This is a genomic window from Vreelandella sp. L-25, from assembly GCF_056857535.1.
This window is the reverse complement of the sequence record NZ_JBSXNH010000052.1, coordinates 1-12,247: the sequence shown is the minus strand read 5'-3', so window position 1 is coordinate 12,247 and position 12,247 is coordinate 1. Positions and strand designations below refer to the sequence as shown.

General features: G+C 54.7%; 8 protein-coding genes. 2 read left to right on the top strand and 6 right to left on the bottom strand.

Annotated features, from left to right (window positions below; genetic code table 11):
* Positions 1–156: 156 nt before the first annotated feature.
* A complete protein-coding gene (gene trxB / locus AC13CN_RS05510) occupies positions 157–1,107 on the bottom strand; it encodes a thioredoxin-disulfide reductase (protein ID WP_044630346.1) in 951 nt (316 codons plus the stop codon).
* A gap of 225 nt (positions 1,108–1,332) precedes the next feature.
* On the opposite strand from trxB, the gene acnA reads away from it, so the two are divergent.
* On the top strand, positions 1,333–4,080 hold the full coding sequence (gene acnA, locus AC13CN_RS05505) for an aconitate hydratase AcnA (protein WP_058577286.1): 2,748 nt from the start codon (positions 1,333–1,335) through the stop codon (positions 4,078–4,080).
* 67 nt (positions 4,081–4,147) lie between these two features.
* Here acnA and AC13CN_RS05500 read toward each other — a convergent pair whose 3' ends face one another.
* Both AC13CN_RS05500 and AC13CN_RS05495 read right to left on the bottom strand, forming a co-directional pair.
* Positions 4,148–5,827 carry an NAD-dependent malic enzyme gene (locus AC13CN_RS05500; protein WP_058577287.1) on the bottom strand — a complete coding sequence of 560 codons (1,680 nt, stop codon included), beginning with the start codon at positions 5,825–5,827 and terminating at the stop codon, positions 4,148–4,150.
* Positions 5,828–5,948: 121 nt separating this feature from the next.
* Positions 5,949–7,139, bottom strand: coding sequence for an RNA-guided endonuclease InsQ/TnpB family protein (locus tag AC13CN_RS05495; RefSeq protein WP_427722563.1), 1,191 nt, complete (start codon positions 7,137–7,139; stop codon positions 5,949–5,951).
* Between AC13CN_RS05495 and tnpA the strand changes: the two genes are divergently transcribed.
* Complete coding sequence (gene tnpA / locus AC13CN_RS05490; RefSeq protein WP_044630342.1) at positions 7,032–7,448, top strand: IS200/IS605 family transposase; 417 nt, start codon at positions 7,032–7,034, stop codon at positions 7,446–7,448. The genes AC13CN_RS05495 and tnpA overlap by 108 nt on opposite strands.
* A gap of 127 nt (positions 7,449–7,575) precedes the next feature.
* Here the strand turns inward: tnpA and AC13CN_RS05485 are convergent, their stop codons facing one another.
* The 3 genes from AC13CN_RS05485 to AC13CN_RS05475 form a co-directional block, all read right to left on the bottom strand.
* Positions 7,576–8,787 carry a YeeE/YedE family protein gene (locus AC13CN_RS05485; protein WP_474790929.1) on the bottom strand — a complete coding sequence of 404 codons (1,212 nt, stop codon included), beginning with the start codon at positions 8,785–8,787 and terminating at the stop codon, positions 7,576–7,578.
* A 77-nt stretch (positions 8,788–8,864) separates the two neighbouring features.
* Positions 8,865–9,887, bottom strand: a complete 1,023-nt coding sequence (locus AC13CN_RS05480; protein WP_044630340.1) for a tryptophan--tRNA ligase — start codon at positions 9,885–9,887, stop codon at positions 8,865–8,867.
* 64 nt (positions 9,888–9,951) lie between these two features.
* On the bottom strand, positions 9,952–12,105 hold the full coding sequence (locus AC13CN_RS05475; protein WP_483053054.1) for a DUF7305 domain-containing protein: 2,154 nt from the start codon (positions 12,103–12,105) through the stop codon (positions 9,952–9,954).
* Between the last annotated feature and the right edge of the window lie 142 nt (positions 12,106–12,247).

The following is a 12,247-nucleotide window of genomic DNA, read 5'->3' as shown; positions in this document are numbered from 1 at the left end:
ACCACTCGTCTACCGAAGGCGGCAGCAGGTAATCGGTCTGGCGATCCACAGGGATGAAGCGGCTCATGGCGATCTTCTCAGCTCGGCGATGACGGTGGTCAGTATCTCACGGTGCAACGGAAAGACCGACAGGCTGCTAGCAACAGACATATATAATTAAGCAATGCCATCCAGATAGCGCTCGGCATCCAGCGCGGCCATGCAGCCGCTGCCTGCTGAGGTAATCGCCTGGCGATAGATATGATCCATCACGTCGCCACAGGCAAATACACCCGGCACGCTGGTCGCCGTTGCGTTGCCTTCACTGCCCGATTTCACTTTGATATAGCCGCCGTTCATTTCCAGCTGGCCTTCAAAGATGCCGGTGTTGGGGCTATGGCCGATGGCAATAAACAGCCCCGGCGCATGGATCTCTTTGGTGGAGCCATCTTTGGTAGATTTCACCCGCACGCCGGTCACGCCGGTGTTGTCGCCCAGCACTTCCTCTACTTCGTAGAACCATTCCAAAGCAATCTTGCCCGCCTCGGCTTTCTCGAAGAGTTTGTCTTGCAGAATTTTTTCGGCGCGTAGGGTATCGCGGCGGTGTACCAGCGTCACCTTAGAGGCGATATTGGAAAGGTACAGCGCTTCTTCCACGGCGGTGTTGCCCCCGCCTACAACAATCACTTCCTGGTTGCGATAGAAAAAGCCATCGCAAGTGGCGCAGGCAGAAACACCCTGACCCATAAACTGCTGCTCAGTGGGCAGCCCCAAGTAACGGGCGCTGGCACCGGTCGCAATAATCAGCGCATCGCAGGTGTAGGTGCCGCTGTCACCTTTCAGGGTGTACGGTTTTTCGCTTAGACTGACCTCATTGATATGGTCAAACAGCACCTCGGTATTGAAACGCTCGGCGTGCTGCTTCATGCGCTCCATCAACTCAGGCCCCTGGACGCCCTCGGCATCGCCGGGCCAGTTATCCACATCGGTTGTAGTGGTTAATTGGCCACCTGCCTGCATACCGGTAATCAGCAGCGGCTTTAAGTTAGCCCGTGCTGCATACACCGCTGCGGTATACCCTGCAGGGCCGGAACCAAGAATAATCAAACGTTCATGACGCGTTTCCATGACACCACCTTTGTCACAATATTGAGCAAATAACGTTGCAAGAGAGTCTGCCTGAAATGGCGCCAAGTACAAGCTATTACAAGGGTTAGTCTACGCTATTAGGCAAAGATGCCTTGAAACTCTATGGTGAAACACCCATGTGCTATTAATAAGCCATACTATTGATTCGCCATACCAAGAAAAGAGTGACCGTCGCGTAACGCCAAGCAATCAGAGGAGAAAGCCATGAGCAAAATACCCGATACGCAGCATACGTTAGAGGTAGGCAACCAGACGTACCACTATTACAGCCTGCCCAAAGCCGCTGAAGCCCTTGGCAATATCGACCGGCTACCCAAGACGCTCAAAATCCTGCTCGAAAACCAGCTACGCTTCGCTGACGATGAAAGCGTCGACCAGGAAGACATGCAGGCCCTGGTAGATTGGCAGAAAGAGGGTAAATCCAGCCGTGAAATAGGCTACCGGCCAGCGCGGGTATTGATGCAAGACTTTACCGGTGTGCCTGGCGTGGTCGACCTCGCCTCCATGCGCGCGGCGGTGGAAAAACTGGGCGAGGATCCCGCCCGTATCAACCCGCTCTCTCCAGTGGACTTGGTGATCGACCACTCGGTGATGGTCGATAAGTTCGGTCATCCGACGGCGTTCCAAGAAAACGTCGATATCGAAATGCAGCGCAACGGCGAACGCTACGAATTCCTGCGCTGGGGCCAGAAAGCCTTTGATAACTTCAGCGTTGTACCGCCCGGAACCGGTATTTGCCACCAGGTGAACCTAGAGTACCTGGGCCGCACGGTATGGACCAAAGAGGAAGATGGCAAAACCTTTGCCTATCCCGACACGCTGGTAGGCACCGACTCCCACACCACCATGATTAACGGCCTCGGCGTACTGGGCTGGGGCGTGGGCGGTATCGAAGCCGAGGCCGCCATGCTGGGTCAGCCGGTTTCCATGCTGATTCCCGAGGTGATTGGCTTCAAGCTGACTGGCAAGCTGCAGGAAGGCATTACCGCCACCGACCTCGTGCTGACCGTCACCGAAATGCTGCGCAAAAAAGGCGTGGTAGGTAAGTTCGTCGAGTTTTACGGCGATGGCCTGAAAGACCTGCCGCTGGCGGACCGCGCCACCATTGCCAACATGGCCCCGGAATACGGCGCCACCTGCGGCTTCTTCCCGGTGGATGACGAAACGCTCAACTACCTACGCTTAACCGGTCGTGAAGATAGCCAGATCGCGTTGGTTGAGGCTTACAGCAAAGCCCAAGGCCTGTGGCGTGAGCCGGGTGACGAGCCGGTGTTCACTGACACACTCAGCTTGGATATGAACGAGGTAGAAGCAAGCCTTGCAGGCCCCAAACGCCCGCAGGACCGCGTTGCCCTGAAAGATATGGCCAGCGCCTTTAACAAAGTCATGGAAGAGGACGGCAAAGCACTCCCCACCACCGAGAAGGGCAAACTTGCTTCGGAAGGTGGCCAAACAGCGGTGGGTATTGAGCGTAGCTACGAGCACGACTTTAAACACAGTGACAGCCAGTCCGTCACCATGGGCGAGCAGGACTTCAGCCTTGACCCCGGCGCGGTAGTCATCGCCGCCATTACTTCGTGCACCAACACCTCCAACCCCAGCGTAATGATGGCGGCAGGCCTGCTGGCCCGCAACGCCCGCGAAAAAGGCTTGACCACCAAGCCTTGGGTAAAAACATCGTTGGCCCCCGGCTCTAAAGTCGTCACCGACTATCTCGCCGCCGCCAATCTTAACGATGACCTAGACGCCCTAGGCTTCAACCTAGTGGGCTACGGCTGCACTACCTGTATCGGTAACTCTGGGCCACTGCCGGAGGAGATTGAAAAAGCCATCAACAACGGCGACCTCACCGTGGCCTCGGTGCTGTCGGGCAACCGCAACTTCGAAGGCCGCGTTCACCCACTGGTCAAAACCAACTGGCTGGCCTCGCCACCCCTGGTCGTTGCCTATGCACTGGCGGGCAACGTGCAGTGCAACCTAACCACCGACCCGCTCGGCCAGGACAGCGACGGCAACCCGGTGTATCTGAAAGACATCTGGCCTTCGCAGGCCGATATCGCCAGTGCCGTCGAGAAGGTGAACACCGAGATGTTCCGAAAGGAGTACGGTGCCGTCTTCGAAGGCGATGAGACGTGGAAAGCCATCAAAGTGCCGGAGGGTAAGGTCTACGAGTGGCCGGAATCGACCTATATTCAGCACCCGCCCTTCTTTGAAGGCATGCAGCGGGAGCCAGACGCCATCGAGGACGTGAAGAACGCCCGCATACTGGCGATACTGGGTGACTCCGTCACCACCGACCATATCTCGCCTGCTGGCTCTATCAAGCCGGATAGCCCCGCCGGGCGCTACCTGCAAGAGCACGGCGTGAAGCCGATCGACTTCAACTCCTACGGCTCACGCCGGGGTAACCATGAAGTGATGATGCGCGGCACCTTCGCCAACGTGCGCATCAAAAACGAGATGCTCGACGGCGTGGTAGGTGGCGAAACCCGCCACGTGCCGAGCGGCGAGCAGATGGCGATTTACGATGCCGCAATGAAATATAAAGAGGAAGGCACGCCGCTGGTGGTGATTGCTGGTAAGGAGTACGGCACCGGCTCCTCGCGGGATTGGGCTGCCAAAGGCACCCGTTTGCTAGGCGTGCGCGCAGTCATTGCCGAATCCTTCGAGCGTATCCACCGCTCTAACCTGATCGGTATGGGCGTGGTACCGCTACAGTTCCCGGAAGGCGAAAGCCGTGAAAGCCTGGGATTAACAGGGGATGAGGAGATCTCGATTGCTGGTTTGAACGACTTAAGCCCCGGCGGCACCGTTCAAGTCGTGATTAAAAATAGCGACGGGGAACGTACCGTTGATGCCAAGTGCCGAATTGATACCGCCAATGAGCTGGCGTACTACCGCCACGGTGGTATCCTTCACTACGTGCTGCGCAAGATGATCGGCGCAGCCTAGAGGTACGACCTTCCAATGCTTGCATAGCCCCCACCTCGGTGGGGGCTTTTTTTGCCAGCGCGCCTGTTTAGAAGGCGCGACGACGATAGAAGCGGTACTCCGGCGACCAGCAAGCTTTTTCGATACGCTCGCGCAGCGCTGTACCGCTGGTCTTCAACGCAACGCCGTTCTGCTGGGCTTGTGCGGCCACCTCAAAAGCAATCGACTTGCTGATATCGCGAATACGCGATAGAGGTGGCAGCAGCGCACCTTTGCCCTCTTTCACTAGCGGCGCTTCGCGGGCCAGCGCCCGCGAGGCGCTCATCAGCATCTCATCGGTCACGCGGTTGGCGTTGGCCGCAATCACACCTAAACCGATGCCTGGGAAGATGTAGGCGTTGTTGCACTGGGCAATCGGATAGGTGCGGCCGTTATAGACCACCGGTGCGAACGGGCTACCGGTGGCTACCAGCGCTTGGCCATCGGTCCAACGAATCACATCCTCTGGCACCGCTTCCGCCTGGGAGGTCGGGTTCGAGAGCGGCATAATCACCGGATGTTCGCAGCCTGCGTGCATGGTACGTACCACCTGCTCGGTGAAGATACCGCGCTGGCCACATACGCCAATCAAGATCGTCGGTTTGATTTGGGCAATGGTCTCTTCCAAGCCCTGGCCGTTCCACTCCGCCACTAGCGAAGAGTCATGGGCCAAACGGCGCTGGAAATCCCGCTGCCACGTTTGATCCGTGGTCATCAAACCGTCACGGTCGACGATAAAGATGCGCGCCCGCGCTTCCGCTTCGGTCAGGCCTTCCGCCTCCATGGCGACCACGACCTGCTCGGCAATACCGCAACCGGCAGAGCCACCGCCAACAAACACCACGCGCTGCTGGGCAATGGTTTCTTCGCGGGCCTGGCAGGCCGCCATCAGCGTACCTACCACCACAGAGGCCGTGCCCTGCACGTCATCGTTGAAGCAGCACAGTTCGTTACGGTAGCGCTCCAACAGCGGCACGGCGTTAGCCTGGGCAAAATCTTCAAACTGCAGCAGCACATTCGGCCAGCGGCGCTTCACGGCAGCAATAAACTCCGCCATAAAAGCATCGTACTCTTCCTGGCCTACCCGTTCATGGCGCCAGCCCATGTACATCGGGTCATCCAGCAGCGCTTGGTTATTGGTGCCTACGTCGATCATGATCGGCAGCGTATAGGCTGGGCTAATCCCGCCGCAAGCGGTGTAGAGCGCCAGCTTACCGATAGGAATGCCCATGCCACCGATACCCTGGTCACCAAGGCCGAGAATCCGCTCGCCATCGGTCACCACGATCACTTTCACGTTATCTTTGGTGGCGCTACGCAGGATATCGTCCATATGCTCGCGGTCCGGGTAGCTGATAAACAACCCCCGGTGATTGCGGTAGATATTGGAGAACTCCTGGCACGCCTGGCCAACCGTCGGCGTGTAGATAATCGGCAGCATCTCTTCCAGATGCTCAGAGACAAGACGGAAATAGAGCGTTTCGTTGTCATCCTGAATGGCACGAAGGTGAATATGGCGCTCTAAATCGCTATGGCACTGCTGGTACTGGCGGTAAACACGCTCAAGCTGATCATCAATGGTTTCGACTTTTTGTGGCAACAAGCCTATCAGGTTAAACGCTAGCCGCTCCTCCTGAGTAAACGCGCTGCCTTTGTTCAATAGCGGCATTTCAAGCAGCGAAGGACCGGCGTAAGGAATGTACAGGGGGCGTTTACTCGTCGTAGACATAGGCACTCTCTTTTTATGTCAATTGCTGTTGCAATGCAGCAACGCTGGGCGTTGTCGGCGTTTGAGCGTAATGTAACATGCTAGTACGACAAAGGTGGCAGAGACTTGACGTCCTCCCCGCCTAAAGGACGGGGATTCCAACTTCTTGAGGGCAACGTCCTGCCCCGAGACTGAGGATATTCCGGGCCGCATTCACGTCCCGGTCGTGGAGTACACCACACTCCACGCACTCCCAGCCCCTTACTCGCAACCCGTTGACGCCCGGCGGCCCGCTAAGCGAGCCGCACGACGAACAGGCGCGGGTGGTGTTGGTTTCGCGAACGACCTTGAAGACGATGCCTGCGTGAGCGCATTTATATTCCAGCATCGTTTTCAGTTGTGACCAGCCAGCGTCGTAGACGCTTTTGGCCATCTTGGTCTTCGCGAGCTTGGTTGAGGAAACATCGCCCACGACGATTTCGCCGTACTGGTTGACGAGTTTCCGGGAAAACTTGTGCTGCGCGTCCTGGCGACGGTTCTTGATCTTGGCGTGAATAGCTTTTACTCGCCGCTTGTTGCGGGCACGTTGGGCTGTCGCCAACTGGTCTTCCATCCGGCGGTAGAAGCGGCTGTTTTCCAGCCTTCCTCCATCGCTACAGGTGGCCACATCCTTGAGCCCAAGGTCGATGCCAACGGCACCCTGCCCAAGCGTCGGTTGAACGTCCACCTCGACCGCAACATTGAAATACCACCGGCCCCGGCTATCTTCGTTGAAACTGCCGGCACGGAACTTGTATGTCGACAGGCCGTAGCTATCCCACACCTTGAAGTAGGTGCCGTTGTGAAACACCTGCCCGTTCTTCCACTTGGCCGCGCCGGTATTGACCGGAATCCAGCCAAGTGAGCGGCGCACACCGCCGGACTTGCGCCAATTCAGGCGGGGCTTTTTGAACTGCTTGCGGCGGGCAACGTATTCAGCAGCAATGCATTGCAGCGTTTGGCTGTGCAGGCCGAGGTCCTTGCCAGCACCCTTGGTATAGGGGTGCATGTCGTAGGCAGACAGAAACAGACCTTTCTCCCGAATGGCTCGGGAAGACAGTTCGTTGAGGTAGTTCCAAACAAAATTCACGCTGCGGGCCATGTGGTTAAGCTCGGCGGCGTGTTTGTCCTTCACTCGAACCTTGAGGGTCTTGGTCTGCTTCATGGCTTCGAATATATTTGGTCTATGGAAACCAAACAAGCTATCAGAACAGGAAGGCACTGCGTTTTTGAACTCCACGTCCATTTGGTCTTCGTCACCAAGTATCGGGGCAAGGTGTTTACCGGCGCGCATCTCAACTCCCTCGAATTACTTTTCGACCGAGTGTGTCGGGACTTCGAGGCGGAGCTACAGGAGTTCAACGGTGAAACCGATCACGTCCATTTGCTTGTCAACTTTCCACCCAAAGTGGCGGTATCCAGGCTGGTGAATAGTTTGAAGGGGGTATCCAGCCGGCGGATGAAGTTACTACACCCTGAACTGGTGCAGCCCGCCTACCGGAAGAACTCGCTGTGGAGTCCAAGCTACTTTGCGGGAAGTGTCGGAGGCGCCCCCCTGAGCATGGTCAAGCAGTATATTGAGCAACAATCGAGGCCGGACTAGGGGCGCTCTCGCGCCCCTCGCTATCCATCCTCGCACTAGAAGAAGTACGGGGTTTTTCGCGATGTTCGATAAAAAAACGCCTTGGCGTTAACCAAGGCGCTATGACGCAGTTTGAACGGCGGAACGTTTAGCAGCTTTTCGCTACCGGCTTGCGCCCTGCTTCGCCATCAAAAAATAGCGGGCGCAGCTTAACGCCTACCATGTTGCCAGCGAAGGCCGCTGCCATCCACACCCAGCCATGCAGGCTGCCGGAAGCAATGCCGCTAAAGTAAGCGCCAATGTTGCAGCCAAAGGCCAAGCGAGCCCCGTAGCCCAGCATAATGCCGCCAATCACCGCCGCCAGCACAGATTTAAGTGGAATACGGAAGTTAGGGGCAAAGCGCCCGGCCAGGTTGGCCGCTGCCAGCGCACCCAACATAATACCGACGTTCATCACTGTGGTAATGTCGCTCCACACGCTGGCTTCCAGCGCGGCGGCATTGCCGGGTGCTTGCCAATAGCCCCACTGGCTCACATCGCCGCCTACCAGTTCAAAACTCTTGGCGCCCCACAGCGCAAACGCCGAGGTGATCCCCCAGGGGCGGCCAGCCAGTGCCAGCGTGGCAAAGTTTAGCAGTGCCAGGGCGACCGCTCCGGCGACTAATGGCCACGGGCCGGATAACCAACGCTCGGCTCCAGGCTTATCCACCATCGGGGCTTGCTCTAGATGACCGTGGCGGCGCTTCTCCATAATCACGGTCAACACCGCAATCGCAGCAAACAGCACCAAGCTAATGCCGATGCCTCCACCCACACCGGCTACATTGACCAGCGATACCGGCTGGAAAGCGGGCAAGCTTTGCCACCAAGCAAAATGCGCGGTACCAATCACCGACCCCACGATAAAAAATACCAGTGTAATCAGCATACGCGCGTTACCGCCGCCTGCGGTAAACAGCGTGCCCGACGCACAGCCGCCGCCTAGCTGCATACCTACTCCGAAGATAAACGCGCCCACTAATACAGAAATACCGATGGGAGAAACGAAGCCGCGCACTTCCGTACCAAACAGGCTGCCCGCGCCCAGCGCCGGGAAGAACAGCACCACGGCAATCGCCAGCATGACCATTTGCGCCCGCAGCCCACGCCCACGGCGCTCGGTAATAAACACCCGCCACGCCGCTGTAAAGCCAAACGCCGCGTGGTACAGCACCATACCCAGCAGGCCACCTACGATCATAAGTAAGCCGATATTGGCGCTAAACAGCACACCAATCACCAAGGCACCCAGCACAATGGCCGCAGTTGCCAGTAGAGGCACTCGATAGTTAACCGGTGCCACCGTAGAGGTCGTCGCCATAGCTCACCTTTAAGTAATGCTAAAAGCGCCGACAGAAATCAAGCGCTTAGCTAATTTAGATAAGGGTTATCAAGTGATCAAACAAACCGTCCAAGCCCTACCGCAGCACGCAGCCGATCCATGGTCACGGCGGCTTCCTCACGGGCACGCTCAGCGCCTTTTTGCAGAACTGCTTCAATATGCGCCGGGTCTTCCATCAGCGCATTATAACGCTCACGAGGGGCGCTTAGGTGGGCGTTGACATACTCAAATACGCGGTCTTTCGCTTCGCCCCAGCCAATGCCCTCTGCGTACTGCTGGCGCATAGCCAACGCTTCGGATTCACTCGCGAAGGCTGAGAAAATCTGGAACAGGGTGCAGGTATCCGGGTCTTTCGGCTCGCCGGGTTCCAGCGAGTTGGTTTTGATTTTACGCACCAGCTTCTGCAGCTTTTTCTCGCTCACAAACAGCGGAATCGTATTGTTGTAGCTTTTGGACATCTTGCGTCCATCCAGCCCTTTCAACACTTCCACCTTCTCATCCACGACGGCTTCAGGCTGTACAAAGTACTGGCCTTTAAACAGGTGGTTAAAGCGGCCAGCCATATCTCGCGCCATTTCGATATGCTGAATCTGGTCGCGGCCAACCGGCACTTTATTCGCATTGAACATCAAAATATCAGCGGCCATCAGTACCGGATAGCCGAACAGCCCCATGGTGACGCCTTTATCCGGGTCTTGATTACCGGCCTCTTCATTCTCTGCCACGGCGGCTTTATAAGCGTGGGCGCGGTTCATTAGCCCCTTGGCACACACGCAGGAGAGCATCCACATCAGCTCTGGAATTTCCGGGATATCCGACTGGCGGTAAAAGATCGCGTTGTCGGTATCCAGGCCAAGCGCCAGCCACGTCGCGGCGATCTCCAGGCGAGACTCCTGCACGCGCTTCGGGTCTTGGCACTTGATCAGCGCGTGGTAGTCGGCAAGAAAGTAGAACGACTGCACGTTCGGATCCTGGCTTGCCTCAATGGCAGGCTTAATGGCACCGACATAGTTACCCAGGTGCGGCGTTCCAGTAGTGGTGATGCCGGTGAGAACGCGGGTTTTGGCTGTCTGACTCATGATGTTCTAGCTCTTAGGTAAATACGCCTATCATAACGTTTCGCCAGACGGGTGGCGAACAGCTTCAACGCCAGTCTATTAACGACCAAATCAGCTCACCATCACCAGACGACGGTGGAACATTACAACTCCCCCAACTGGCCTGCTCTTCGTCATCCAGTAAATTAAAGGCAGTACGCAGCGCCGCTTCATCATAATTAAAATCATTGCTTCCGCCGCCGCTAAACTCAATATTCGCCTCAGTGAATTTTAGGCCATTGACATTATAAGGCGCGACTAGCAAAGCGCCGTTTAAGTCTCTTCCTCCGCCGCCCTTTTGTGAATAGTTACCCAACACAATAATCAACCCATCAAAACTGGAATTCCCTCCAGCATTATAATTACCTTTAACCACTAACACACCCGCACCGGATATATTATTTGCATCGATGGCACCATTTACAAAAGTGATCTGCTCGTTGCCTTTACTTCCAAAAGCAGCATTATTTTCAATACTTCCTCCCTGCACTTGAACAGTATCACTTCGGGTACGCAGCATCTCGATAAAAGCATGTAATTTTTCAGCACTTTCACCACGACTAAATACCCCATTAGGAATGCCTCCCTGGATATTATCGTTGGCGGCGTTAGCGCCGGAGAACCTTTCAAGGTCGCCTTGGGTTACCGTAATATCAGGAACACTGTCTTTACCATTAAACTCTGCTTTAGAGTTTGGAAGAGATAAGCTACCAACAGGGCTTACGACGGTTAAAGGGGATAAGTCATCAAAGCTGCACCACTCGGGGCTAGCAGCCGAAGATGTAATGGCAATATCTTCATAAGCATGATCATAGTGTATTGAACCGGCACCACTTACGCTCAAGCTTTCCGAGAAAACGCGCCCCATCAAACTAGCTGAGCCGCTGATTGAGACATTACCAAACGGGGCAAGTACTTCACCATACATATCACCATCAGAATTCATTGCAACTGCGCTACCTTCTCCCTCATATAACGAGATAAAAGAAAATGCAGGCACCAATTCCCCTCCAACTTCAACAACAGGATTAAAACCACTCATCTCAAAAACATTTGACCCGTTGAAATCAAACTTACCCTTGGAAATAATACGTAGCGAAGCACCTTCACGCAGGGTAATAGCAGAGTCTCCCCATAGAACTAGTGACACATTGGAATCTACAACAATCACCGTGGGCTTTCCTATAACCAAGCCCTCCCCGCCTATGGTCAAACTATTAACATGAAAAACTTCATATCCGCCTATAAACTGGGACTCTCCTAGCACCCTTGAATCTTCCGGGCCATTCCAGTTTTGAACGCTTACATTTCTAGGATTGCTTTTAAAGCTATACTCATCGTAAATTTCTCTCACTCCATAATCAGGACAGGCTTGCCCTTCCCGAACGACCTTTAACCCTTCACTTAAATAATCTTCAAATACAACTCCAGGAAAACTGCGGTTCTGTTCCCCCTCAATTCTATTACCTATTTGTGTATAGATATCTGGTGAGATTACATCACCACCAATGGCATAGGAAGTAGCCCCTCTACGACTACCATTTGGTTGCAAGGGATTAACACTCCCCCAATTTCCTGATACTTTTACAGAAACGTTAGCAAGAACATTTCCATCTACTCTAGTGCCAACCTGAAAGAGCACACTACTTTCAGAGTATATATTTCCTGTTATTAACGCATCATTACCTTTTAGAGTAACGTCTCCCATGCTATGTACATCACCATCTATAGGCATGGTATTGGTGACTTCCATATTTCCGGCTGTAAATATATCTCCCGTAACACCTGGAGCAGACCCCATATTAAAATTCAGCAGGCTATTTTCGTGAAGAGATACTAGTGAGGCTTTCCCACCACTGTTTCCCATGAGGTCATAAGCACCTAACTGTGAATCAAAGCTATCAACAGCAACGCCCCCTCCCCCTTCAAAAGACGCACCGTAACAAGTGATAATACCATTGCTTAAAATGCCACTAAGGTCGGCACCTTCAAATTCGTAACGATAAACCAGCGCCGAATCGCGCGCTGCACTATTACGTAGCCCACGATCCCAGGAGGTTATCGTGACTGTTTGCGCTTCTGCATCTATCTCAAACTGAAGTTCCAGATTTGCTAGCAGCTCTTCTTTTATTTGGCGCTGTTCATCCTCATCTCGTTCATCAAAATTGGCAGGAAGCAGATCTTCAATAAATTGATCCAAGGTAAGTGCTTAATCTAATATTTTCGTGTATTATCGATGCAAGGATCTCGGGCACGGATGGAACCATGGCAAGAAGGCGCTTTATTGCTCCACTTTCTGACTCTGAACAGCAGACGCTGACCTCTGCTTATCAAGATGGTGA